Here is a 26,407-nt window from a genome sequence, read left to right as displayed (position 1 = left end):
GAAAATAATTATTCAAAAATGAGGCGTCCTTTATACTGTTCTTCAATATTTACTTCTGCAGGTTCATTTGAACTATAGACGTTGCCCACCCCACGAATTATGCCTGAGATAGATTGCTGTGGATTAACAAACATATCATTAGACCCTCTATGGTTGAGATTGATATTTTCTGCAGCTAAATCGGACGCCTCAATTCGAGAATCACCAGCAGCAATTGTCAAGCTCAAATTATTGGTAGTTCCACTAAGTTTAAAATATGCAATTCCATTTACCACAACGCTTAGCGTTTCGGTATCCAATTCCAAATCAAACTCCCCATCCGTGGTTTGGGCTTCCGGGTCTGCAAAACTCTCAGACAACAGTGTTAATCTAGAATATGCCAAAACGCCGTCACTAGAAATAGGCCAACCTGTACTGCTTCGTATTTCGGTAATATTTGGTGCCGTAACATAGATTTTGGTTACGCCATAATCCCTAAAATAATTACAATCGTTGGTGTCTCGCAAAAGCAAACGTCCATCTACAACCTCAGCAGTAACCCCATTTCGCAATACACTTCCCGTTTCGATTTCTACTTTTTGAACATCACCCTGTTTCAAAATCATCGTTACGTTTTCATAGACGGTAATCTTGGTGAAATCAGCTACGGTTACTTCTTCTTTAACTATATCACCTGTATTTTGAAAACAATCAGAAGCATTTTCACCGTTACACGAAAGACATAATAGTACAGAACATAGGACTATAAAAAAACGAGACAAACGCAAAAGCTCATACACACTTAAAAGTGTGGTTTTGCTTTCTCTATTTTTTAAATATCTAAACATATTTCGTTCTTCTTTATAACCGAACTCCAATACCAAACTCTACTGCTTCCGCTGCAGCGGCATGTGACTTAAGGCTTACCACCGCAAATACTTTATCTCCAAAATACCGTTTCAAGCTAACACGATTGTACAGCTTTCCTTCAAAATCAAAGGGATAATATACATAGTATCCTAACTGCGTTCCTACAGATAATTTATTGATAAAAAGCTCATGACCTACAAAAACCCCCACACGTTTAAAATCGGTATCGGCATCTACATTATTCTCAGGAAATGCAATGGACTGGTATTCTATAAGCTCCTTTAAAAAATTGCTAAAAAACACATCAGTGCCCAGTTGAATAGCACTTTTACGACCTACACGCTTATCTGCATAACCAGAGAAAATATAAAACGGATACTGACCATGACCTATATTATCACTCTCGTTTATTCCTGTTCTAAAAATAAGATTGTACTTTATGGGTTCAGTAATTTTCACCTTTTCTCGGCGTATGTATTCCGTGTCTTTCCCCTCTAATGTATACGTTAACCCTGCAGTAAAGGCAAAAGTGTTGGTAGAAGTATTAGGAGCCTTTACATTCGCATTTGAGAAATGCATGATAGAAACACCCGCTTTAAAACCCAAGCCCTTATAAATATTCTCTTTATGATAATTTATCATGAGGTAGTTAGAACTTAATATTCTAGTTCCATACGCATTATTCCTAAAATTAGTCTCCCGGTCATACGGGTTAGTCATGTACGCAAGACCCTGCGCTACCCTGAATTGAAGGTTACGTTTTAAAAAATAGAAATTAAAATGGGCATACACGCCATAGGCTTCACCCAAAACCGAATTATTAGTGTTCTGATAAATAAAGGAAGCCCCTAAATCTGGATAGTTATACCATTGCTGCCATTCTTCAAGTCCGTAGGTCTTTCTGTTGTACGCAAGCACAACACCGGCCGGATGACCTTTGATTAAATGTGAAATATCAGGATTGTGCAGAATGATGGAACCATAAAATTGATTCGCATCAAACGTGTAACTATGTGTTCTTTCGGTTTCTTGCGAATAGCAAAGCCCTACACACATCAAAAAAAATAAAAACACCCTTGGGTTCATGGAGCGCAAAAATAATACTATTGGCTATTTAAAGCCCAAGGTTCGCGTTTATTTTCTTACAGAAGTTATTTTCTAAAAAATTTGCTCGGCTATTGCCTTAATATTATCAGACTTACCCATTGAATAATAATGCAATACGGGTACACCTGCAGCTTTTAACTCTTTAGATTGCTGAATGGCCCACTCTACACCAACCTTGCGCACATCTTTATTAGACTTACAATCATCTACAGCATCAATCAAATCTTGCGGCAAATCTATTCTAAAGACCTGTGGCAACAACTGTAAGTGTCTTTTAACTGCAATAGGCTTAATACCTGGAATAATAGGAATGGTAATACCCATTTTCTTGGCCTCTTCTACAAACTCAAAATATTTTTGGTTATCAAAGAACATTTGCGTCACCACGTAATCAGCACCAGCATCTACTTTTTCCTTCAGTCTCTTTAAGTCAGATTTTAAGGAAGGAGCTTCTAGGTGTTTTTCGGGATAACCAGCCACTCCAATACAGAAATCACCACAATTATCACTATCTACCGTTTCATGTAAATAGTTACCACAGTTCAATTCATGCACCTGCTTTACCAAATCTACCGCATACATATGCCCTCCTTTTGTTGGCTGAAAATACTTCTCATCTTTCATAGCATCACCACGTAACGCCATAATATTATCAATACCTAAATAATGACAATCTACCAACAGATATTCCGTCTCTTCGCGGGTAAAACCGCCACAAAGCACGTGCGGCACGGTATCTACATCATATTTATGTTTTATAGACGCACATATACCCACAGTACCCGGACGCATACGAGTTAGCTTTTTATCCAACAGACCATCGCGATCAATATATACATACTCTTCACGTGAAGTGGTCACATCAATAAACGGAGGATTGAACTCCATTAAGGGGTCAATATTATCGTAAAGTTGTTGAATCTGATGCCCTTTTACAGGCGGAATAATTTCAAAGGAAAATAAAGTTTTACCCTTTGCATTTGTAATGTGGTCCGTTATTTTCATGTATGCTACCCCGAAAAACGGGAATTTTAATGTTTCATCTATATTATGGCGTTCGGGCGGGCTATTCGCTTAATTTTTTAAAACCTATCGGCTTTAAAAAGATACCGCTGCTATCCCTAACGCATTCTTTCTTCTGTAAAAAATTACACTTCCGTAAGCATTTGCTTTACCTCATCATAACTTTCTAGGTACTCCCAATAAATCCATCTACCATCTAAATAATCCGTTAGAATATACCTTTCACTAACCGATTTAATACGATCTACGGCTACCAACTTTTTAGAAAAACCTTCTACAACCACCCTTTCCTCAATTTCCTTGTTATTTTGGTCATAGCCATGACTGATCATAAAACTACCCATACTGACTTCAATGTACTTTTTCATATCAATCATCGGCAATATTAGGTGCTAACCATTTGGTTGCTTTTTCCAAAGGAATTCCTTTTCGCTCCGCAAAGTCTTCTACTTGGTCTTCTTTTATTTTTCCAAGTCCAAAATACCTAGATTCTGAATTACCAAAATAATACCCAGAAACAGATGATGCCGGCCACATAGCCAAACTGTCCGTAAGCTTAACGCCTATGCGTTCTTCTACTTTCAACATATCCCAAAGGGTAAGTTTTTCCAAGTGATCCGGACAGGCAGGATAACCAGGTGCAGGGCGAATACCTTTGTATTTTTCATCGATCAGCTCATCATTTTCTAAATGCTCATCAGAAGCATAGCCCCAGTGTTTTGTTCGCACCTCTAAATGCAAGTATTCTGCAAAAGCTTCGGCAAGACGATCGCTCAAGGCCTTTACCAAAATTGAATTATAATCATCCAAATTATCCCGGTATGCATCTGCCAATTCATCCGTTCCAAAACCGGTGCTTACACAGAAGCAACCCACATAATCTTGTTTACCAGTTTCTTTTGGAGCAATAAAATCGGACAACGCATAATCGGGAACTCCTTCACGACGCTTTAATTGCTGACGTAAAGTCCTAAATGTATATTGTTTAGTTTCCTGATCATCTTCTACTTTGACTTCAATATCATCATGATTATCCAAAGTATTTGCTGGGAAGAGTCCAAAAACCCCTTTACCCGTTAACTTTTTATCCTCTAGAATATCTTTCAGCATTTTTTGTGCATCGGCAAAGAGCTCTGTTGCTTGTTCGCCAACAACCTCATCCGTTAAAATATCAGGATATTTCCCATGCAGTTCCCAACTTCTAAAAAAAGGTGTCCAATCTATAAAAGGAACCAACTTCTCTAAATCAATATCTTCAATGACCTGAATACCTAATTCTTTAGGCTTTACGATTTCCGAAGCATCCCAATCTATCTTAAATCGGTTTTCCCGGGCAGCTTCAATTGTTTTGTATTCCTTCTTTTTGGTACGGCTTAAAAACTTATCCCTGAAAACATCATAGTCTTCTTTGATAGCTTTTTTATAACTCGCCGATGTTTCTTTCTGCAACAAATCTCCCACCACGGTAACCGCTCTTGAGGCATCATTTACATGAACTACGGCCTCACTATATTGTGGATCTATTTTTACTGCCGTATGGGCTTTACTTGTAGTTGCACCACCAATGAGCAAAGGCAATTTAAAGTTTTTGCGCTCCATTTCTTTGGCCAAATGCACCATCTCATCTAGAGAAGGCGTAATGAGTCCACTAAGACCAATAACATCTACATTATGTTCGATTGCAGCAGCTATAATTTTCTCGGGCGGAACCATAACGCCAAGGTCAACAATTTCGTAATTGTTACAGGCCAGTACCACGCTCACGATATTTTTACCAATATCATGGACATCGCCTTTTACGGTAGCCATCAAAATTTTTCCATTACCCTTGTCGTCACCAACCTGAGGGTTTTTCAATTTCTCCTCTTCAATATAAGGTAGCAAATAAGCAACCGCTTTCTTCATAACACGTGCAGATTTCACTACCTGCGGCAAGAACATTTTTCCGCTTCCAAAAAGGTCACCGACTACATTCATCCCAGCCATAAGATTGCCTTCAATAACCTCAATGGGTTTATCGGCGGCAACACGTGCTTCTTCTACGTCTTCAACAATATACTGGTCTATACCCTTTACCAGGGCCCTTGTAATTCTGTTCTGCAAAGGTTCTTCTCGCCATGAAAGGTCTACTTTGCTTTCTTTTGCCTTACCAACGACAGATTCCGCAAAATCTAAAAGTCGCTCCGTAGCATCGTCCCTACGATTCAGAATTACATCCTCTACCCGCTCCAACAAATCTTTTGGAATATCATCGTAGATCTCCAACATGGTTGGGTTAACAATACCCATATTCATACCCGCTTTAATAGCGTGGTACAAAAATACGGAATGCATGGCCTCACGTACGGGATTATTACCCCGGAACGAAAACGACACATTACTGACCCCACCACTAATACTGGCATGAGGCAGATTTTCGCGAACCCATTTGGTAGCCTTTATAAAATCGATGGCATTTAGTTTATGCTCATCCATACCCGTAGCCACGGGAAATATATTCAGGTCGAAAATGATATCTTCTGGCGCAAAACCTACTTGGTCTACCAGAATATCATAAGACCTTTTTGAAATCTCTATTCGTCTATCAAAATTATCGGCCTGACCAACTTCGTCAAAAGCCATCACGATTACAGCAGCACCATACCGTTTTACGAGTTTGGCGTGATTAATAAATTCTTCCTCACCCTCTTTTAAGCTGATGGAATTTACCACACATTTGCCCTGCACCACCTGAAGACCTGCTTCAATAATATCCCATTTTGAACTATCAATCATAATAGGTACTCGGGCAATATCTGGCTCAGCAATAACAAGATTTAGGTATTTGACCATGGCCTCCTTACCATCTATCAAACCATCATCCATATTAATATCGATGATTTGTGCGCCACCTTCTACTTGATCTCTGGCTACATCCAATGCCTCTTCAAACTTACGTTCTTTAATAAGGCGTAAAAATCGTTTAGACCCTGCCACATTGGTACGCTCGCCCACATTTACGAAATTACTTTCGGGGGTAATAACCAATGGCTCTAGACCGGATAGTTTTAAATGTCTAGTTGCTGGTTGCTTGTCGTTGGTTGTCAGTATATTTGAGTTATCACTCATAGTATCTTCATCACTTTTGTGATAATTGATAATTGTTCTTTATTTGTTCACTGTATCTTTCCAATCAAGATGCCACGTTTATTCCTCTTGGATCATACTTTTTTACCAAGTCTGCAATTGCCTTAATATGTTCCGGTGTAGTACCACAACATCCACCAACGATATTAACTAGACCTTTTTCTACATATTCTTTTATCTGTGATGCCATTTGTTCAGGCGTTTCATCGTATTCACCAAAAGCATTAGGCAAACCAGCATTTGGATGCGCCGAAACAGCATGCTCGGTTTTAGAAGACAAAACCTCTAAATGTGGCACCAACTGATCTGCACCTAATGCACAATTAAAACCAACAGAAAAGATTGGAATATGCGAAACTGAAATTAAGAATGCTTCAGCCGTTTGACCTGATAAGGTTCTACCAGAAGCATCAGTTATGGTTCCACTAACCATAATCGGAATGTCTATATTACGTTCTTCTTTCACCTCTTCTATCGCAAAAAGTGCTGCTTTGGCATTCAACGTATCAAAAATGGTTTCTACCATTAGCATATCTACCCCTCCATCTATCAATGCTTCTATTTGCTGTTTATACGCAATACGTAGCTCATCAAAAGAAACTGCTCTATACCCCGGGTCATTTACATCCGGAGACATACTAGCCGTTTTATTTGTTGGACCTAAACTACCCACTACAAAGCGCGGCTTATTAGGCTCTTTGGCAGTAAACTCATCTGCAACCATTTTAGCAATTCGTGCGGATTCAAAATTTAAATCATACACCAACTCTTCCATGTCGTAATCTGCCATGGCAATTGTTGTACTGGAAAACGTATTGGTTTCTACAATATCCGCTCCTGCAGCAAAGTACTTTCTATGTACTTCTGCAATAGCTTCGGGCTGCGTTAAGGATAGTAAATCATTATTGCCCTGTACCGGAGATTTCCAATCTTTAAAACGCTCACCTCGAAAATCTTCTTCGGTAAACTTATAGCGTTGTAACATGGTACCCATAGCACCATCTAACACTAATATGCGTTCTTTTAATATTTCTTGAATATTTTTCATTTCCTTTTTCTCCTTCTAATTGAGCATCCAATTACAACATCATCCGATTTACAAAATCGAAAAAATAGCATTCAAAAACCAACTTACGAACAATTATCAAGCAAAGGAATAAGGACAATTAAACTTGCCTCTCTTTGTTATCTGTCCCACAAATACCAGGATAGAATGTAGCACCTTCTTTATAAGAAAAGGGTTGCCAAGGTTTCACAGGGTCTATTCCCTCCACCTTTCTTGATAACAGTCACGTATTTTAATGAACAATTTGCAAAGTAACACCACATCTGGTTTAAAACCAAAGAAACCTAAGTGTTTTTAGAACTTTGCATTAGATAAAAGCCTTCCATCAAATAAAATAACGGAAGGCTCTTATTGATTATATGCACTAATAGCTAATTATACAATACTTTTCACGACCTCTTTTTTGGCCACTTTTTTACTACCGTCAAATCCTTCTACCCCACCTACAGTGGTGTACTTCATAACGTATCTTTTACCAGGGTTAATTAATTGGTAAGCAAATTGACACATTACGGCAGCTTCATGAAAACCGGATAAAATCAGTTTTAATTTACCTTCGTAGGTATTCACATCTCCAATAGCGAAAACACCAGGTATGTTCGTTTGATAGTCTTTGGCATTATTTACCTTAATGGCATTTTTCTCAATCTCCAGACCCCAATCACCAATTGGACCCAATTTTGGAGAAAGACCGAACAATGGAATAAAGTTATCTACCTCAACATAGCTCTCCCCTTTTTCTGCATCGTTATGTTTTATAACAACTGCTTCCAAATGGTCATCACCATATAATTTCTTTACCTCTGCCTCGGTAAATAATTTAATCTTTCCGGCTTTTGCGAGTTCCGATGCTTTTTCAACAGAATCCAAAGCACCTCTAAATTCGTTTCTTCTGTGTACCAAAGATACCTCTGAAGCGACATCGGCCAAGAAAATAGCCCAGTCCAAAGCAGAATCACCACCACCAGCAATAACTACTTTTTTGTCTCTGTACACTTCGGGATCTTTAATGATGTAAGCAACACCTCTATCTTCAAAATCAGCAATGTTCTCAATAGGCGGTTTTCTAGGCTCAAAAGACCCGAGTCCACCAGCAATTACAACTACAGGGGCGTGGTGCTTCGTACCTTTATTCGTGGTTACGATAAAAGAACCATCTTCCTGCTTGTCCAATGTTTGCGCTCGCTCACCTAAAGTGTAACCAGCCTCAAAAGGTTTGATTTGCTCCATTAGATTAGTTACCAAATCACCTGCAAGAATTTCCGGGAAAGCCGGGATATCATAAATTGGTTTCTTTGGATATATTTCCGAACACTGTCCACCTGTTTGTGGTAAAGCATCTATCAAATGGCATTTTAACTTCAACAAACCTGCTTCAAATACTGTAAAAAGACCTGTTGGGCCTGCGCCAATGATTAGAATATCTGTTTTTATCATAACTATTTACTTAACTGTAATTCTTGATTCTGGGCAATGGATAAAATCCTAGCCCTGTGTTTTACTACTTCACCTATTATAATAATTGCAGGATTGGTCAACTGTTGCTTTGCCACTTCATCTTCTATGGAAGCAATTGTTCCTACTGCAATTCTTTCGTCTTTTCTGGTCCCGTTTTGCACTATGGCAATTGGTGTTTCAGCTTTACCTTCTGCCCTGAACAATTCAGCTATTTGCGACAATTTGCTCATGCCCATAAGAATAACCACTGTAGCATTACTTTTAGCGGCCAAAGCTACATCAGCAGAGAGTTTGTGTTCTTTTGTTGTACCCGTAATCACCCAAAAACTTTCGGAAGCACCTCTTTTGGTCACCGGAATATTTTGAGATGCAGGAACCGACAAACATGAGGATATACCCGGAACCATGGCTACTTGCAACCCGTGAGCTGCAGCGTATTCCATTTCTTCGGCGCCACGACCAAATACAAATGGATCTCCACCTTTTAACCGCACTACCTTCCCATGACTTTTTGCTCTACTAACAATCAATTCATTTATCTGACCTTGCTGGTACGTATAACACCCTTTTCTTTTGCCAACAAAAATCTGTTCGGCATTAGGTGCGTAATCCAACAACTCAACGGATACCAACGCATCGTACAACACCACATCGGCACTTTGCAATGCCTTGATGGCTTTGAGCGTAATTAGCTCAACATCACCAGGACCTGCACCAATCACCGTAAAGTGACCGCCCGCGTTGGATAAAGTGCTGTTATTTTCGTTGGAATATTTCATTTTAAGCTTCTGCTAATTCTTGTTTTCTGAACTTTTCAACTGCTTTTAAAAATGCTTTAGCATCTTCTAAATAGCTTTTTGCAAAAGCTTCAGTTGGTTCGTTCTTGTTCAATTGTAAAGCAAGTTCTTCAAAACCTTGACCTAAATCTATTCTACCAGAGGCAACGAATTTTTCATCAAAATCTTTAATGATACTGGCATGCGTATTCACTTTCGCTTTTTCGGAAGTCAACATTGCTTTTGCAGAGTTTACCATTGAAGAGTACGAATGGTAGATACTAGCCGCCCATTTGTTTTCGTCAAAAGACTCTTGTGCTGTCTGTATTTTCTCTTCGCTTTCAAAAAGTAAGGTTGCAATAAGGTCAATTACCACACCGGCACACTCACCAATACCAATCGCTTTTTCATAACGTTCCGTATTACCCCAGTCGATAAAATCTTCTGCAGTAAGATTATCAACGTCAGAAAGTGGCGTTAGAAAATCATAAAAATACATCTGACCTTTCTCTTCGTAATAATCAGCATACGACTTTCCGTTTCCGTTTTGGTCATAATCGTCCAATATCAATCGTAATGCTTGAGGACCTCTTTTAGAAGGTACTTTCACTACTTTATCGGCAAATCTTCCGTTTCCGTTTCCATCGGTACCACCACCCAACAATACTTGAAGTGCCGGTGCCACCAATTTATCCTTTGTCCTAACACTCATTCCCTGAAAACCAATATTGGCCATGTTATGCTGACCACAGGCATTCATACATCCGCTAATTTTAATTACAACATCAGGGTTGCTGATGTACTGCGGATACTCCACTTTCATAATTCTTTCTAATTCCTCGGCAATACCTGTACTACTGGCAATACCCAAGTTACAAGTATCCGTACCCGGGCAAGCTGTAATATCTATAGCTTTGTTATAACCAGCCTCAACAAAACCTAATTTCTTTAATTCATTATAGAAAAAAGGAACCAAATCGTTTGCTACATAAGGAATCAATATATTTTGACGCAAGCTCAATCTTAATTCGCCAGCAGCATATTGCTCTACCAAATCCGCCAACAATCTTGCTTTATCCGTATAAAAATCTCCTAAAAGCACTTTAATACCAATTGCAGAATAACCTTCTTGTTTCTGAGGAATAAGATTTGTTGACTTCCAGATTTCAAAAGCTTCCGTATCTTCTATTTCCACTTGAGGTGCATCAACTTTAGCAACCTCTACTTTTGGATATGCAGCTTCATCAATAGGATACGTTTGAACAGGAATCGCTTTTTGCTCTTCTTCCAATAAAGCTTTAAATCCATCAAGACCTAAGTCTTTCAACAAAAACTTCATTCTTGCTTTGGCCCTGCTCTTTCTTTCACCATAACGGTCAAAAACACGAACCACACCTTCCATTAAAGGAATAATTTTATCTGCTGCAAGAAATTCAAAAAGCAGCTCGGCGTGACGTGGTTGTGAACCTAACCCACCAGCCAACATTACTTTAAAACCTTTTACACCATCTTGTATTTTAGCGATAAAACCAAGATCGTGCATGTATGAAAGTCCAGTATCCGCATCACTCGCGGAAAAAGAAACTTTGAACTTACGGCCCATTTCTTGACTGATCGGGTTACGTAAGAAATACTGAAAAAGTGCATGGGCGTATGGCGAAACATCAAACGGTTCGTCTACATCTATACCGGCAGTTTCACTAGCCGTTACATTACGTACCGTATTACCACAAGCCTCACGAATGGTAACGTCATCTTTCTCTAGCTCCGACCAAAGTTCTGGTGTACGGTCAAGGTCAACATAATGTATCTGAATATCTTGACGTGTAGTAATGTGCAGTCTACCTCTAGAATATTCGTCAGAAACATCACTGATACGCTTTAATTGCTTAGAGGTAACCTTACCGTAGGGCAATTTAATACGAATCATCTGCACGCCAGGCTGGCGTTGACCGTAAACACCTCTGGCCAAACGCAAACTGCGGAACTTTTCTTCATCTAAATTACCTTCTTTGAATTGGCGTATTTTAGCCTCTAAGGCCAAAATATCCTTTTCAACTACGGGATTTTCTATTTCTGTTCTGAAACTTTGCATGCTGTTTATATTCTAGTTTCTTACCTTTTTATCGGCAGATTATTATTTATCTATTTTTCCTATGGATTTTATAGAGATAATTGAATGCGCCCTTTAATCCGTCGGATAACTTCTGGTTTCCTAACTTATGAAACCAGCCCCTACTGTACTATTGGTTTGTGTATCTATTAAGATAAACGAACCGTTGGTACGGTGATTCTCGAATTTGTCGTAAAAAATAGGCTTGTTCAATTTAAAGGTTACCTGAGCGATATCATTCATTCCCAACCCTTGTACTTCTGTATCTATACCAGAATAATCAGGATTGATTTTATGGTGAATATTATCAACCTTGGCCAACACTTTATTGACACCGTGTTGTACCACATATTTCTTACCTGCTGTCAATTGATTTGAATCCATCCAAGAAATAGTAGCTGTAAACTGCTTATCGATAGTAGGTAAATCTTCAGCTTTCACCAACATATCCCCTCTACTGATATTAATTTCATCTTCTAAAGTAATCGTTACCGAAGACCTTCTTGAAGCCGTCTGGAACTTCTTGTCGTAGAAATAAATATCCTTGATCTTAGACCTTGTTTGCGATGGAAGAGCCACAACCTCATCTCCAACACTCAACTCGCCACCATATACCTTACCGGCGAAACCTCTAAAGTCGTGATGCTCATCTGTCTTAGGACGGATAACATACTGAACCGGAAAACGCGGTGTACCTACATTAAAAATATCCTTACGATCCAAAGCCTCAAAATGCTCTAATAAAGTAGGACCTGTATACCAAGGCGTCTTATCCGTTTTGTTCACAACGTTATCACCTTTTAAAGCACTAACAGGAATGAAGGTAATCTTCTGATCTTGGTAATCTCTTTTTGCCATCAACTCCTCAAAATCGGCTTTGATTGCATTGTACGTTTCCTCTGAATAATCAACCAAGTCCATTTTATTAATAGCTACCACAACATCTTTGATGCGCAATAGGTTATTGATAAAAAAGTGACGGTTGGTCTGCTCTATAACTCCTTTTCTGGCATCGATCAAAATAATTGCTGCTTGAGAAGTGGAAGCACCTGTAACCATGTTACGAGTGTACTCTACGTGCCCGGGGGTATCGGCTATAATGTAACTTTTCTTTGCAGTGGAAAAATAGATATGTGCCACATCTATTGTAATACCTTGCTCGCGCTCGGCCACTAGACCATCTGTTGCCAATGAGAAATCTAGGTAATCATACCCTTTGCTCTTACTGGTCTTTTCTATGGCTTCTAGCTTATCGCTAGTCAATGATTTTGTATCGTACAGAATTCTACCGATCAAGGTACTTTTTCCGTCATCTACACTACCTGCTGTTGCTATCTTTAATACGTCCATCTTCTTTGGCTGTAATTTTAAATCAATTTTTTTAACTAATTCCCTATTGAGAATTCTAAAAGTATCCTTGTTGCTTTCTCTTCTCCATTGCCGCTTCTGACCTTTTATCGTCAATACGGGCTCCTCTTTCAGAGATACTAGAATCACGAATTTCTTCAACAACAGACTCAATATCGGTAGCATCAGAAAACACAGCTGCAGTACAACTCATATCACCTACAGTACGGAAACGCACCATACGCTCTAAAACCTCTTCGTCTTCTTCTTGGTATACATAATCAGAATGTGACCAGATCAAACCATCACGCAAGAATACTTTACGCTTGTGTGCGAAGTAAATAGAAGGTATTTCAATCTCTTCTTCTTTAATATAAGACCAAACATCTAACTCTGTCCAGTTCGAAATTGGGAAAACACGTACGTTCTGTCCCAATTCTATCTGACCGTTCAACATATCAAAAAGCTCCGGACGTTGGTTACGCTCATCCCACTGACCAAAATCATCACGCACAGAAAAAATACGCTCTTTTGCCCTTGCTTTTTCCTCATCTCTCCGCGCACCACCAATACAAGCATCGAACTTAAATTCCTCAATAGCATCCAATAAAGTAGTTGTCTGTAAAGAGTTTCTACTTGAGTACCTACCCGATTCTTCTTTTACCTTACCTTGATCAATAGAATCCTGAACATTTCTTACGATAAGTTCCAGACCCAATTCTTTTACCAATCTATCTCTAAATTCAATAGTTTCAGGAAAGTTGTGACCTGTATCAATATGCATTAAAGGAAAAGGAATCTTAGCTGGCCAAAATGCCTTTTGTGCCAAACGCACCAATGTAATGGAGTCTTTTCCACCAGAAAATAAAAGTACCGGTTTCTCAAATTGAGCAGCTACTTCTCTAAAGATGTAGATGGCCTCATTTTCTAAGGCGTTGATGTGTGATGTATCTTGGCTCATAATTTTTTAAATATATTGTTAGCTATCTGCTATGCTTCTATTATTTAATCGCTTAAAGCGGAATATCTTTTAAGTATGCAATCCACATTCCCGGTTCTCGAGAACTTTGGTCGGATCAAAATATTTATGTTCGTTAGGTAACTCCCTTTTTTCCAGGTAAGCATCTAACTGTGCGTCGCTCCAGTGATAAAACGGACTCACTTTAAGGACTCCGTCTTTGCTTACACTTAAAATATCCAACGAATCCCTCAACGCAGTTTGCCCTTTTCTAAGGTTTGTAAACCAAACATCTGGCTTATGCGCTTCCATAGCCCTTTTAAAGGGCTCCAACTTAACTTGTTCTGTAAAAACAGCATGCTTTGGGTCCTCTATTTGAGGTATTCCCATTACACTATCACGGTGAGCACTAGTTTGCTTGGGCACGTATAAATCTATATTGAGGTCCAATTTTCCAATAATTTCCTCCGCATGCTTGTAAGTATTGGGCGTATTATAACCCGTATCGCACCAAATTACTGGAATATCATTCTTTACATCGGCAACGGCATGTAGAATAGCCACCTCGTAAGGCCTGAAGTTGGTAGTTACTACCGCATTCTTAGCATTCTCTATGGCCCAATCTACGATAACCGACGGATCGGCATCTTTGAAACGCTCGTTAAGTTTCTTTATCTGTTCTTCTGAAAAACTCATAACCTTATTTATTTACCCCAATTAATTTTGTTCCATAAACGCTCGTGAAAGAAGTACAAAAACATCTTGGTCACAAAATCTATAGAAGCTATAGACGCCGCAATAGCCACTTCGTTAGTTAGTAAATAGGAAACCAACAAGGTATCTAATGTACCGATAACCCTCCAGCTCACCGCTTTGGCGATACTACGGATTGGCTTCTCAGATTTTTTATCTTCTGAATATTTCTTCTTGGAAGCTGCTTTATCTAAAATCAACTGATCTACTATCATTTTGGTGTTAATCTAATTACCCTATCAATTTAATAGAGTAAACAAATGTACTCCATTTTTATTGTTTTAGACGAGCAAAAATAAAAGAATTTACGTTTACCCTATAGATTTAGTAGATTATTAACAAACCGTTATGAATTTTGAATATATTTCACCAGATATTGGCTTTGATCGGAAAATCAGGCTATTAAATCTGCCAAAGTGTTGTTACGATACACCTCTAGATTGGCATCGCGCACCATTAGCATCAATTTATTTACGGAGCAAGTAGCCTCATCTGGGCAGTCTGCACATTTTTCGTAGAAATTAAGACTCACACAGGGCACCATGGCAATTGGACCTTCGAGTATGCGCATGACATCTGTCATTAATACTTCCTTTGGGTCTTTTATAAGGTAGTAACCTCCTCCCTTACCTTTTTTGGAACCTAAAAAACCGCTCTTGCGGAGAGAAAGTAAGATACTCTCCAAGAATTTCTGTGAGATATTCTCTGCTTTTGCAACTTCAGAAATCTGTACAGGTTGCTTGTCTTTCTGTGACGCCAAGTAAGCAAGTGCTTTTAACCCGTATTTTGTCTTTTTTGAGAGCATGGGGTAAATATAAGGAAAAAATGAGACGTTAACGTAAGTATATCAGGCCTTGTGTATGATTTCTTGCAAGCCTTATTTATTAATATAATTACCCATATTCCTTTATCACCTGTTTTGTATGTTACGTGAACGTTAAATCATTCATTTAATAGAAAAATCAGGAATATGAATTTACTAATTCATCCTAATTAATTGTAATATTGCAATATTCTAATTAATAAAACTATAATCCCTTTTTTAAATAGCGGTCAGTACTAAAATGTATAACAGCTATTAAAAGCATTATCCTTATTAATCGTTTTATTGCAATGAATAAATTAATAATTTAAAATGAACCTTATGAAAACAAAATCAACAGTAGCAATGATTGTAGTATTGCTTTTCTTTCAACTAGCAATAACTGCTCAGAAGTTAAATGGTAAAATTGAAAAAGCAGTGGTACAAATTGGCACTACCTTTAAAGGTATTTCCACCGAAAGGTTATTGCTATTAGACCAAGTTGCTTTTTCAATCTTTAAAAAATCTGAAAACAACCAAAAACCTAGTGTAGTCTTTTTGGACAAAACCAATCAAGAATTGAGTCAGCTTGCTTTGGTCTGGTTAAAAACCGGCATGATATACTACGGACACCAAGACCTTTTTAGCGTTTACTCTGCAGGAATAGATCCAGCTATTAGTCCTATGAACGGAATTGCTTCTTTAGATGCTTACGGATTTAAGGTGAAAAATGCACGTGGAGAAAACCCAATGTCCTACACCATAAAATATGGCTCTGGTAGTTGGTTGGTTTTTCCTAAGTCCGTACAAAAACTGCCTTTATCAGCTCAAAATATATTTAAAATAAATCTAAAGGAAAATCTAGAAGCGCAGCAAAACAAGAATGCGGTAGAGCTTTTAATATCTGAACCAACAGAAATTGCCAGAGAAATGCTCTATATAGCAACTCGCCTAAATTACCTTATCACTAATGACAAGGGAACAAAATAGATCAACAGAAAAAGTACAAGTAAGAGGAGCTAAAATAAGGCAAGCCATTACATCTCAGTTTTAGCTTCTCTTCTTTTACATTTATTGTATTGATATACAATTTATTCGTTATAAAGCATCTTCTAAACTAACACAACTAGCCTGATGCGCCACCTTAAAACTTACAGAATTGGCAATAAAACAAAGTTGATTCGCTTTTGCATGTAGCTCTTGGGCTTTTTTAATCATTTTACTTTCACTAACGGTAACTTTGGGATGCAAAGTCACTTCGCTAAAACGCCCGCCTCCGTCTGATGTTTCTATCATAGTTCCACTAGCATTATCGTTGTAATTAACAACAATAACGCCAGCTTCAGAACACAAATGCAAATACCAAAGCATATGGCATGAAGACAAAGAAGCTACCAACAGCTCCTCTGGGTTGTATTTTGTAGCATCGCCTCTAAACGACGGGTCCGAAGACCCTAAAATATCAGGCTTGTTTTTGATTGAAATACAATAGCTGCGTTCAAAAGCCCTGTAATTGGCAGTTCCGTTACCTTTATTACCGGTCCATTGAAGTTTTGATTTGTAATGGTGCTCTTTTTTCATAAACAGAATTGAAATTCATATTAGCCACTTATCATCAAAAATACTACGCAAATTTTATCTTAACTTGAATCCTGACATCAATCTAGAAAATAACACATTCTTAACTACAGCTAACACCCAATCTATAATACCTTTGTTCTTTGAGATCCTTATAAATTGGACAGATGAAAAACTTAAACAACAAAGTGGTATTGGTTACTGGCGCATCAAGAGGAATTGGTGCTGAAATTGCAATCCAGTTGGCTGCTGCAGGAGCAAAAGTAGTCGTAAACTATTCGGGAAGTAAAAAAAAAGCGGATAATGTTGTGAGCCAAATACAAACCAATGGAGGTGATGCTATTGCTCTACAAGCAGATGTTAGTAAAACCGAAGAGGTAAAAGCTCTTTTTGATAAGTCTATCAATCATTTTAAAAAGATTGATGTATTGGTGAACAACGCCGGAATCATGATTAACAAACTGCTTAAAGATACCACGGACGAGGATTTCGACAAACAATTTAATGTAAACGTAAAAGGCACTTTCAATACCATGAGGGAAGCTGCCACTCGTCTAGCTGATAAGGGCAGCGTTATTAATATATCATCTACTACAACCCGTTTAATGTTGCCCACTTATGGCACTTATGTTGGAACAAAGGGTGCCGTAGAACAACTGACCCGAGTATTTGCGAAGGAAATTGGAACAAGAGGAATTAACGTAAATGCTGTATTGCCTGGCCCTACAAATACTGAGTTGTTTACCCAAGGTAAATCTGACCAGCTCATTGAACGTCTGGCTTCAATGAATGCATTTAACCGTTTAGCAGAACCCATAGACATAGCCAAAGTCATAGGCTTTTTAGCTAGTGACGATGCCAAATGGATAAGTGGACAGACTATTGGTGCCAATGGTGCAATGGCATAACTAGTGATCAATTATTTAGCTCCGCTAGAATTCCTTTTGTCTATTTTAATATAGCTTTTTACAACTCAGCCTTCCATTATGACGATTCGGAAACCTAAGCTTCACAAATTCAGAAAATTATCAGATTTTTGAACTGACAATCAATTCGACCATCATGGAACAAACTATTACCATCCTCATTTACATTCATGCATTCTTAGGAGGAATTGGCCTAATTACTGGAATAGGAAGCATTATTGTTAAAAAAGGCAGTCTACTACATAGAAGACTTGGTAAGTTATTTTCTATGGGCATGATAGGCAGTTCGGTAATTTCTATGCCAATAGCCATGATGCCTAACCATGAAAACCTATTCTTACTGCTAATAGGCTTGTTTACTATATATCTTGTTCTGATCGGTAATCGTGCGTTGGCTTTCAAAATAAAAACTGAAGCCGACGTCGTAGACAAAGTAGTTTCAGGAAGTATGCTTTCCTTTTCACTGCTAATGTTGGGAATAGGCCTTTATAGCCTTCTACACAATAACTACACGGGTATTTTGTATTTATTCTTCGGAAGTTTTGGACTTCTTTTGACCGTGAAAGACTTTCAATTTTATAGAAATCCACGGAGAATCAAAAATGCATGGTTAATATCGCATATCGGTAAAATGATAGGTGCTTTAATCGCTTCTTTTACCGCATTTATTATTGCCGGACTCAGCATTGGCAATCTTGTAGCATGGACACTTCCTACTATTCTAGGAACCCTCTATATTATCTACTGGAAAAGAAAGGTCAACCCAAAAACTTTAGTGAAGCCCAAACTCTAAATAGACCGGAACAACCCTAGGAGATTAACGATGATTTATCCTAAAGGTTGAAGGACTCTCCCCTACCGTTTTTTTAAAGAATCTAGAAAAACTACTGAGCGAATCAAAACCTAACAGAAAGGCTAGTTCTTTTATTGTGAGTTCACTTTTAATAAGTCTGCGTTTGGCTTCTGTAATCTGCCGTTGCTGAATAATCTGCTTTGCCGTCATATTCAACTTTTCCTTTAAAATCTGATTGAGGCGTTTTTCACTAATTCCAATTTGGGTAGCGTAGTAAGCTGATGTAGTTTGTGTGAGAAAAGTAATTTCCATCATTTCCAGAAATTGAAACAGACGTTTCTGATTAAGGTCTTGTCCAATAAAATCATCATTACGAAACCGGATCAAGGTTAATAGCAACACCTTCAATACAGTTTTAAGCATGATGTACGATGAATTGGAATTGTTGTATTCATCAACAACTAGATGCATCACCTTTTGAACTTGCTCAACTTCATTTTGCTTATCTAATTCTAATTGAGGCGATTGGTTAAAACACGACATAACATCTAGTGCATACTCAATATCGTCTTCTTCTATTAAATCGCGTTCAAAATTGAACAGTACACCATTTTTAGTTTCATAGGCCCTTTCAGAAAATGATTCGTTCAAAGGCTTAAAATGTACAATTAAATTAGTCTCCGACCTGTATTCAAAATAAATGCCAAAAGAGTTGACCGACAACATTTCTGTATTTCGGTCAAGCCCCTTGGCAATTTTAATTTTATCGGCCCAAACTTCCTTAGTCATAGATTCTTTATACCTGGACCAAAAGTAGAAAGAATAAAATTGATTTATCTAGGCATCAGATTTCTTAAAGGCAATATACATACCTATAGCTATAAAAAATGCCAAAACTGCTGCAAAACTATAGATCATAGCATAATCATTAGAAACATAATCTATAAAAGTAGATAAGAACTGCCCACCAAAAACACCCATAGAATAAAGCCCCAAATTCTTGCCCAAGTTCTTATTAGAACTTGCTTCGATCATCATATGGTTCAATAACGGAATTGTGAACCCAAATCCTATGCCGATAAAAATAGCAACTAAAATCAAGAATATGATACTGCCTGACATAGCGAGGCTGGCATACCCTAAAAGGAAAAATACAAAGCCTAAAGCTATCGTATTACCATCGCCAATTTTCTTTACTACTTTAGGCATTTGACTGGCCGTAATTATGGCAACAACCGAAATGAAAGCCATATAATATCCGGTAACCGATTCACTAAAACCGAAGGTACTTGGCAAATAAATTGGTAAGGTCACGAAACTGACAAAAAACAAGACCATTGCCAGTAGCGACGCATAGAAAATAAGCATTACATTATTGTTATTTTCCGTTTTAGCTTCATTAGACTCATCTACTACAGATTCCTTTTTAGTATAATTAGGTAATGTTTTAACCACAAGCAGCAAGCAGATAAGAGCTAATAAATAAATGTAGAACGGATATTGCCAGTGAAACTCACCGAGGACGCCACCAATCGATAAAAACAGTACACCGCCAAGTTCTATGGCCATTCCCTGCCAAGCAATGAGTTTCATTCGTTTCTCACCAGTAAAGAAATCGGCGATAAAAGAAGTTACTGATACTTGAACCGCCACGGTGGCCCCGCCTAGTAAAAACCGATCTACCATCAAAATATAATCATTCCCCAAATAGGCCCCTACGACACCTAATAAGGCATAGGGCAGCAATCCAAAGCATAACATTTTAAACGACCCAATTTTAGGCAATAACCGCCCAACCAACGGTGCAAAAACGACTACACCAAGCGAAGGCAAGGTGATAAGCCAACCTGGTGAAAAGTTGAAATTTAAATTCTTTACTAGCCCAGATAATGCGGGCGCTATAACGGTACCTACCATAATGGTCAGACTACTGACCACCAGTAAAGTAAATATTCCAATGTTTGTTATTTTTTTCATGGTGCAAAGTTGCAGCGCTATTTGCACTCATGTTTGACCACTTTTCTAAAAAACTATACCAAAATGGAAATGGGCTAAATAATTAAAATTCATACACTTACCTTTGATATAAATACTATAAACAAAAGCCTTTGCAAGAAAATAAGTGTCTTGCATTACTAAAATAAAACAATATGAAAAATTTTACAAAACACACAATAGAAAGTGCACCTGAAGAATCAAAAGAACTTTTAAAATACGGAGAGAAAAAATACGGAACATTACCTAACCTTTTTAGATACATGGCGGGTGCCCCTGCTTCTTTGGAAGCTTACAATAGTTTATTCAAAATATTTGGAAAGACGACTTTTACCGCGGGTGAACAGCATTTAATTTTGTTATCTGCCAGCGTGGTGAACGAATGTGCCTATTGTACAGCTGCACACACTAGAGCAGCTAAAGCAAACGGAATCAGATCCTCTATTTTAAATGCGGTTCGCAAAGAGAAGCCTGTTGATGATGAAAGGCTGAATGTATTGGTAAACATTACAAAGAAACTAACAGAAACCAGAGGGCACATAGATAAGAACGACTTGGAAACCTTTTACAATGCCGGATTTTCGCCTGAAAATGTTTTGGAGATCATTACGGGTATCGCGTTGAAGACTTTAAGCAACTACATAAATCACGTTACAGAAAATGTAATTAATGAATCATTGGAGCCTTTTGCCGTTGGCAAAGAAATTGAAGATTAAATACCTTTTCACAAAACTTACTACCAACAAAAAGCTTCCTTCGGGAAGCTTTTTTTTTGCGATATACCCAATCATAACTTTTAGGTTCAGTATAAAAAACACCACTATTTTTTAATGATATTTGACAATTCTGCAGTATTATCTCAATAAACTACTAAAAACGAACTGATCAAACACTTGACAAAATACGCACAACGGTTATAATTAATCATTTGTTGTATCTATTTGATCATTTGCTTTTTGAGACTGTTCGCCATTCATATAGATTTGGTAGAATAACCCCGCTAATCAAAACTAAACCTATGCAAATATCACTGAAACTGATATGCCTATCATTAGTATTATTTCTAGTTAGTATAAGTTCGTTCTCCAAAGATATCTACGTTGCCAAGAATGGAGATGATACCAATCCGGGAACGCTAGACAGTCCGTATTTGACTATTTCAATGGCCGCCAGTGTAGCTGTTGCGGGTGATGTTGTATTCATAAGAGAAGGCACCTACCAAGAAACCTTAAATCCCGTAAACTCAGGAAGCCCAGGTCAACCCATTATTTTTCAATCTTTTCCTGGTGAAAAAGTTGTCATTTCCGCTATGGACGCTTTATCCGGTTGGACTCAGGATAGTGGCTCGGTGTATAAAATTACAATTCCTTTCCCATCCCTAGGGCAAGAAAATTTCGTCATGAACGATGCTACGGCTTTGGACTTGGCTCGTTGGCCCAACAAAACCGAATCCGACCCTTTTGCTTTGGGAACGATTAGAAATACCGGTGGCAGCAATGGCGATGTCATCAACGGTGCCCATTTATCGGAATCTACAATTCCTGGAATAGATTGGACTGGTGGAGCAGTATGGTTTTATGGGGATAAAAGTGGAAGCGGTTGGTTAGCCTGGAAAAGGCAAATTACCAGTAGTTCTTCCGGTAGGGTCAACTTCAACCTAACGACTACAAATAATGAAACATGGGTCCGAACATTTCATGCCCCGGCAGATTTAGGTGATTTTTACTTAGAAGGCGCAAAGGGTGCTTTAGACTACCAAAACGAGTGGTATTATGAAGAGTCTACAAATACGCTTTATGTGCAACTCCCCAACGGCAGTGCTCCGGAAGATGGTATGGTAAAAATGAGACGCCGTTTGGAAACCATCAATCTTAAAGACAAACAATATATAGAAATACGTAATCTTGCCGTTTTTGGAGGTAGCATCAATATGGAAGATAGCTCCACTTGGTGGGGCGCCAACCCAAACAGTTTAACTACGAACAACGTACTTTTTGGGGTGACATCCCTTTACGGAAACCACACCCAAGGCATCACGGATAGTTCACGCACCAATAAGGCAAACGTACATGTTCAAGGTTCGAACAACAGAATCGAAAAATGTGAAATAGCCTTCAACGCGGGTGCCGGTTTGGTCGTAAGGGGCAATAATCATCAGATTCTAGACAATTACATTCATGACTGTAACTTTTTAGGGTTTTACGATGGCCCGCTAGTGGTTAGAGGCATCAATAATACTTCGGTGAAAAACAATACCGTCTTTAGAGGTGGTAGGGATGCTATTCAATACAACGGGTCCGACAATGAGTTTTCGTATAATGATATCTCACAAAGCAATTTGGTTGCAGACGATTGCGCCCTTTTCTATACGGTAGGGCCGCAATACACTACTGAAATTCACCACAACTGGTTTCATGACACGGCATCGGGAGGAACTAAATATAAGGCTGCAGGAATTTATTTGGACAATGATGCCGCAGGGTTTATAGTCCATCATAACGTGGTCTGGAATACCGAGTGGACCAGCGTACAAATCAACTGGAACGGGACGGATATTGACATTTTCAACAATACGCTTTGGAATGGTTCAGAGGTGATGGGAGCATGGCATAAAGAAGGAACATCATTCTCTAACGTTCGCGTTTGGAACAATCTGGGAAGCGATGAAAATTGGGAACCACAGTCGGACAAACAGAATAATCTAGTGGTTTCTTCAAATGTTTTTGTAAATGCGGATAATGCCGATTTCAAGCCGAAATCAGACACCTCACCTATTGACCAAGGCCGCGAAATTTCAGGAATTACCGAAGGCTATATAGGCAACAAACCTGATGTTGGTGCTTATGAAAATGGTGGTGAGCAATGGGTGGCCGGCATCACATGGAAACCCTTATACGGTCCTATTGGCTTAGGTTGCTACGGTCTTCCCGGCGAGGATTGTATCGCTTTTGACCCTAACGACAGTGATAGTGATGGGGTTGCAAATGTTGATGACGACTGCCCTGATACGCCTTTAGGCAGTACCGTAAACACCACAGGTTGTAAAGTTTTTAGCCTTCCGGCGGATAATTTTAAGGTGAAAGGAACTAGCGAATCCTGTAGTGCTAACGATGACGGTATTATCTCGATTAGTTCTGCGGATACCTCTCATCAATTTAAAGCAAGTATTTCTGAAACCGGTGAAGAAAAGAATTTCAATTCAGACGTTTTGTTCAATGGTTTAAGCGCAGGCGATTATACCATTTGTATTACTACCTCTTCAGATGCCAGTTACGAACAATGTTATGTAGTTACCATAGACCAACCGGAAGACCTATCTGTTACCTCTAAGGTAGACGACACAAAAAATCAGGTTACACTCAACCTAAAAGGAAGCATAAACTACAGTATTGACCTGAACGGGCAAATAACACATACAGACCAGAGTGAAATTACCCTTGACCTCTCTAAAGGCCAAAATAACATATCCGTTCAGGCAGATAAAAATTGCCAAGGCACATACGATGAAATCATTAGTGTTTTTGAAGGGGTTACCGTTTTTCCGAATAAAGTAGAAGACCAATTGACCGTAGCCTTTTCTGATGACATTGAATCTTTGGTAACCCTAGAAGTAGTATCGGCTACGGGTAAAGTTGTAATGAACAAAACGGAAACAATTTTAAACCGAACCACAACGGTAGACACGGCAAACTTAAGTTCCGGTCTGTATTTCCTGAACATAACCGCATCTAACATAAACTCCCAAGCTAAAATCATCAAGCAATGATAGCCAACCGATATCTCAGATTAAGCCTTTTTTTTCTATGCCCGATTCTTTTTAGCTGTAGCAGTAGTGATGGTGATAATGGAGGAAATGAGACTCCCCAAGATATTCTTCCGCCAAAAGCTTCTGTTTTAGTTTTTCCCGATAAAGGTGAAGAATGCAATCAAGGGGATATAATCTCCGCTACACAGAGCCGGGTAACCTTTGAATGGGAGACCTCCGAAAACACCGACAGCTATACTTTGGTTCTCAAAAATCTAAAAACGAACGAAACCACAGAAAATGAAGCTCCCAACAATTCTTTGGCTTTATCTATATTGAGAAATACGCCCTATTCCTGGAGCATTATTTCAAAATCAAGTGGAACAGCATCTACAGCCACCAGTGAAACTTGGATGTTTTATAATTCCGGAGAAGGCACTGAAAACTACGCACCCTTTCCCGCGGAGGCCATAAACCCGACAATGGGTGCGACCGTAGCTTCTCCTACAACACTACATTGGCTAGGTAGCGATGTGGATAACGATATTGTTTCATACGAGTTGTATTTAGGCACCAACAATCCGCCAACAAAATTACTTGAAACCACGGCTGACACTAGTTTAGAAAATACAGCGCTGAGTGGAAATACGGTGTACTTCTGGAGAGTAAAAACAATTGATGCCAAAGGTTCCAGCTCTCAATCTCCTGTTTTTGAATTTAAAACGGAGTGATTTTAATGTATAAAAAAACCAGCGCATAGACGCTGGTTTTGAAATTGTAATTATCATCTTATCTTAACCCAAAGCCTGAGAAATATCGGCAATGATGTCATCTATATGCTCCAAACCTACAGAAACGCGTACCATACCGTCCGTAACACCGGTTTCCGCTCTTTCTTCTGGCGAAAGTTTGCTATGTGTTGTTGATGCCGGGTGCGTGACAATACTGCGTGCATCGCCCAAATTCGCAGAAAGGGACAGTAACTGTATGGAATCAAAGAATTTTTGTCCTGCTTCTACTCCACCTTTTACTTCAAAAGCTACAACGCAGCCACCCGCTTTCATCTGTTTTTTGGCAATTTCGTATTTCGGATGCGATTTCAAATGCGGGTATTTAACCCAATTCACCTTTTCATGTCCTTCAAGAAATTCCGCCAACTTTAAAGCATTATCACAATGACGGTCTACCCGAACAGCAAGTGTCTCTAGACTCTTTGAAAGCACCCAAGCATTAAAAGGTGATAATGCAGGCCCCGTAATTCTAGAAAAGCGATATACTTTATCTATCAACTCATTTGAGCCCACCGTAATACCTGCAAGTACCCTGCCTTGCCCGTCCATCAGTTTTGTTCCTGAGTGGATGACCAAATCGGCACCAAATTTTATTGGCTGTTGCAAATAAGGCGTAGCGAAACAGTTATCGATTACCAAAATCAAATTATGTTTTTTGGCAATCTTTCCCAAAGCCTCTAGATCCAATACATCAACCCCTGGATTTGTTGGAGATTCTGCATATATTATTTTAGTCTTTGGCGTAATCAACTCCTCAAGCTTGTCTAGCTCATCAATCTTAAAATAGGTATGATCAATATTCCATTTTGGGAAGAAATTGGTGAACAGCGAGTGTGTAGAACCAAAGATGCTACGTGCAGATAAAACATGATCTCCACTATCTAATAATGCAGCCAATGTAGAAAACACAGCGGCCATCCCGGATGCAAATGCGAATCCGTTTTCGGCACCTTCCATTTGACACACCTTTTCGATAAACTCAGAAGAATTGGGATTGGAATAACGCGAGTAAATATTTCGGTCTTTCTCTTCCGCAAACGACGCCCGCATATCTTCGGCATCTTCAAACACAAAACTAGAGGTCACGTACATAGGTACGGAGTGCTCTAAATTTTTAGTGCGTTCCAACTGCGTTCGGATGGCGTTTGTCTCAAATTTCTTTTCCATGTTCTTATAAATTGATGAAAGCTAACTTTCTCTT

General features: G+C 38.7%; 24 protein-coding genes and 1 riboswitch. Of the genes, 6 read left to right on the top strand and 18 right to left on the bottom strand.

Going from position 1 to position 26,407, the window contains the following annotated elements:
- Positions 1–8 precede the first annotated feature (8 nt).
- The 14 genes from IWC72_RS10425 to IWC72_RS10360 form a co-directional block, all read right to left on the bottom strand.
- Positions 9–827, bottom strand: a complete 819-nt coding sequence (locus tag IWC72_RS10425; protein WP_194526144.1) for a head GIN domain-containing protein — start codon at positions 825–827, stop codon at positions 9–11.
- 13 nt (positions 828–840) lie between these two features.
- Entirely contained in the window at positions 841–1,905 is a 1,065-nt protein-coding gene (locus IWC72_RS10420; protein ID WP_226968004.1) for an acyloxyacyl hydrolase, read from the bottom strand.
- Positions 1,906–2,007: 102 nt separating this feature from the next.
- Positions 2,008–2,961: a methylenetetrahydrofolate reductase [NAD(P)H] gene (gene metF / locus IWC72_RS10415; protein ID WP_194526143.1), complete on the bottom strand. Its 954-nt coding sequence runs from the start codon at positions 2,959–2,961 to the stop codon at positions 2,008–2,010.
- A 143-nt stretch (positions 2,962–3,104) separates the two neighbouring features.
- A complete protein-coding gene (locus tag IWC72_RS10410) occupies positions 3,105–3,347 on the bottom strand; it encodes a hypothetical protein (RefSeq protein WP_194526142.1) in 243 nt (80 codons plus the stop codon).
- A 1-nt stretch (position 3,348) separates the two neighbouring features.
- Positions 3,349–6,087, bottom strand: coding sequence for a methionine synthase (gene metH, locus IWC72_RS10405; protein ID WP_194529733.1), 2,739 nt, complete (start codon positions 6,085–6,087; stop codon positions 3,349–3,351).
- Positions 6,088–6,151: 64 nt separating this feature from the next.
- A complete protein-coding gene (locus IWC72_RS10400; RefSeq protein WP_194529732.1) occupies positions 6,152–7,153 on the bottom strand; it encodes a homocysteine S-methyltransferase family protein in 1,002 nt (333 codons plus the stop codon).
- 134 nt (positions 7,154–7,287) lie between these two features.
- Positions 7,288–7,394: riboswitch (SAM riboswitch) on the bottom strand.
- Between the two features lie 152 nt (positions 7,395–7,546).
- The gene (locus IWC72_RS10395) at positions 7,547–8,608 is read right to left on the bottom strand and encodes an NAD(P)/FAD-dependent oxidoreductase (protein WP_194529731.1); all 1,062 of its coding nucleotides are present in this window, start codon (positions 8,606–8,608) and stop codon (positions 7,547–7,549) included.
- A 2-nt stretch (positions 8,609–8,610) separates the two neighbouring features.
- Positions 8,611–9,408 carry a uroporphyrinogen-III C-methyltransferase gene (cobA, locus tag IWC72_RS10390; protein ID WP_194529730.1) on the bottom strand — a complete coding sequence of 266 codons (798 nt, stop codon included), beginning with the start codon at positions 9,406–9,408 and terminating at the stop codon, positions 8,611–8,613.
- A 1-nt stretch (position 9,409) separates the two neighbouring features.
- A complete protein-coding gene (locus IWC72_RS10385; RefSeq protein ID WP_194529729.1) occupies positions 9,410–11,500 on the bottom strand; it encodes a HEPN domain-containing protein in 2,091 nt (696 codons plus the stop codon).
- Between the two features lie 120 nt (positions 11,501–11,620).
- A complete protein-coding gene (locus IWC72_RS10380; protein ID WP_194528124.1) occupies positions 11,621–12,868 on the bottom strand; it encodes a sulfate adenylyltransferase subunit 1 in 1,248 nt (415 codons plus the stop codon).
- A gap of 55 nt (positions 12,869–12,923) precedes the next feature.
- A complete protein-coding gene (gene cysD / locus IWC72_RS10375) occupies positions 12,924–13,826 on the bottom strand; it encodes a sulfate adenylyltransferase subunit CysD (RefSeq protein ID WP_194526135.1) in 903 nt (300 codons plus the stop codon).
- Between the two features lie 69 nt (positions 13,827–13,895).
- Entirely contained in the window at positions 13,896–14,519 is a 624-nt protein-coding gene (locus tag IWC72_RS10370; protein WP_194529728.1) for a phosphoadenosine phosphosulfate reductase domain-containing protein, read from the bottom strand.
- 8 nt (positions 14,520–14,527) lie between these two features.
- On the bottom strand, positions 14,528–14,791 hold the full coding sequence (locus IWC72_RS10365; protein ID WP_194526133.1) for a DUF2061 domain-containing protein: 264 nt from the start codon (positions 14,789–14,791) through the stop codon (positions 14,528–14,530).
- Positions 14,792–14,970: 179 nt separating this feature from the next.
- Positions 14,971–15,381, bottom strand: coding sequence for an RrF2 family transcriptional regulator (locus IWC72_RS10360; protein ID WP_194526132.1), 411 nt, complete (start codon positions 15,379–15,381; stop codon positions 14,971–14,973).
- A gap of 339 nt (positions 15,382–15,720) precedes the next feature.
- Here IWC72_RS10360 and IWC72_RS10355 point away from each other — a divergent pair, with 339 nt between their 5' ends.
- Positions 15,721–16,368, top strand: coding sequence for a hypothetical protein (locus tag IWC72_RS10355; protein ID WP_194529727.1), 648 nt, complete (start codon positions 15,721–15,723; stop codon positions 16,366–16,368).
- 108 nt (positions 16,369–16,476) lie between these two features.
- Here the strand turns inward: IWC72_RS10355 and IWC72_RS10350 are convergent, their stop codons facing one another.
- On the bottom strand, positions 16,477–16,959 hold the full coding sequence (locus IWC72_RS10350) for an OsmC family protein (protein ID WP_194526130.1): 483 nt from the start codon (positions 16,957–16,959) through the stop codon (positions 16,477–16,479).
- Between the two features lie 164 nt (positions 16,960–17,123).
- Here IWC72_RS10350 and IWC72_RS10345 point away from each other — a divergent pair, with 164 nt between their 5' ends.
- A complete protein-coding gene (locus IWC72_RS10345) occupies positions 17,124–17,864 on the top strand; it encodes an SDR family oxidoreductase (RefSeq protein WP_194526129.1) in 741 nt (246 codons plus the stop codon).
- Positions 17,865–18,018: 154 nt separating this feature from the next.
- Positions 18,019–18,675: a hypothetical protein gene (locus IWC72_RS10340; RefSeq protein WP_194526128.1), complete on the top strand. Its 657-nt coding sequence runs from the start codon at positions 18,019–18,021 to the stop codon at positions 18,673–18,675.
- 24 nt (positions 18,676–18,699) lie between these two features.
- Here IWC72_RS10340 and IWC72_RS10335 read toward each other — a convergent pair whose 3' ends face one another.
- Both IWC72_RS10335 and IWC72_RS10330 read right to left on the bottom strand, forming a co-directional pair.
- Positions 18,700–19,464 carry a helix-turn-helix domain-containing protein gene (locus IWC72_RS10335; RefSeq protein WP_194529726.1) on the bottom strand — a complete coding sequence of 255 codons (765 nt, stop codon included), beginning with the start codon at positions 19,462–19,464 and terminating at the stop codon, positions 18,700–18,702.
- A 48-nt stretch (positions 19,465–19,512) separates the two neighbouring features.
- The gene (locus tag IWC72_RS10330; RefSeq protein ID WP_194526126.1) at positions 19,513–20,652 is read right to left on the bottom strand and encodes an MFS transporter; all 1,140 of its coding nucleotides are present in this window, start codon (positions 20,650–20,652) and stop codon (positions 19,513–19,515) included.
- 173 nt (positions 20,653–20,825) lie between these two features.
- Between IWC72_RS10330 and IWC72_RS10325 the strand changes: the two genes are divergently transcribed.
- From IWC72_RS10325 to IWC72_RS10315, 3 genes are all read left to right on the top strand, one after another.
- A complete protein-coding gene (locus tag IWC72_RS10325) occupies positions 20,826–21,386 on the top strand; it encodes a carboxymuconolactone decarboxylase family protein (protein ID WP_194526125.1) in 561 nt (186 codons plus the stop codon).
- A 302-nt stretch (positions 21,387–21,688) separates the two neighbouring features.
- Positions 21,689–24,436, top strand: coding sequence for a T9SS type A sorting domain-containing protein (locus IWC72_RS10320; RefSeq protein WP_194529725.1), 2,748 nt, complete (start codon positions 21,689–21,691; stop codon positions 24,434–24,436).
- Positions 24,433–25,146: a hypothetical protein gene (locus IWC72_RS10315; RefSeq protein WP_194529724.1), complete on the top strand. Its 714-nt coding sequence runs from the start codon at positions 24,433–24,435 to the stop codon at positions 25,144–25,146. The genes IWC72_RS10320 and IWC72_RS10315 overlap by 4 nt, the downstream gene beginning before the upstream one ends.
- 63 nt (positions 25,147–25,209) lie before the next feature.
- Here the strand turns inward: IWC72_RS10315 and IWC72_RS10310 are convergent, their stop codons facing one another.
- Positions 25,210–26,373 carry a trans-sulfuration enzyme family protein gene (locus tag IWC72_RS10310; RefSeq protein ID WP_194529723.1) on the bottom strand — a complete coding sequence of 388 codons (1,164 nt, stop codon included), beginning with the start codon at positions 26,371–26,373 and terminating at the stop codon, positions 25,210–25,212.
- Between the last annotated feature and the right edge of the window lie 34 nt (positions 26,374–26,407).

The organism is Zobellia roscoffensis (assembly GCF_015330165.1).
GTDB classification, from domain to species: Bacteria; Bacteroidota; Bacteroidia; order Flavobacteriales; family Flavobacteriaceae; genus Zobellia; species Zobellia roscoffensis.
Note: the sequence above shows the minus strand (reverse complement) of the source record. Positions and strands in the feature narration are given on the sequence as shown.